Consider the following 255-nt stretch of genomic DNA (forward strand, 5'->3'; position numbering starts at 1 on the left):
GACAAGATTCTCACTTGTCTTTTCGTTACTCATACCGGCATTCTCACTTGTATGCGGTCCAGCAGTCCTCACGATCTACCTTCAATCTGCATACAACGCTCCCCTACCCAAGAGTGATCCGAAGATCGCTCCTGCCACAGCTTCGGTGGTGTGTTTAGCCCCGTTACATTTTCGGCGCAGAGTCACTCGACCAGTGAGCTATTACGCACTCTTTCAATGGTGGCTGCTTCTAAGCCAACATCCTGGTTGTCTTTG

Annotated in this window: 1 rRNA gene; it reads right to left on the reverse strand. The window is 50.2% G+C overall.

From position 1 onward, the window contains the following. A 23S ribosomal RNA gene (locus KJS69_RS29435) occupies window positions 1-255 on the reverse strand; the annotation flags it as partial.

The sequence above is a fragment of the Paenibacillus sp. J2TS4 genome (genome assembly GCF_018403245.1).
Classification (GTDB): domain Bacteria; phylum Bacillota; class Bacilli; order Paenibacillales; family NBRC-103111; genus Paenibacillus_L.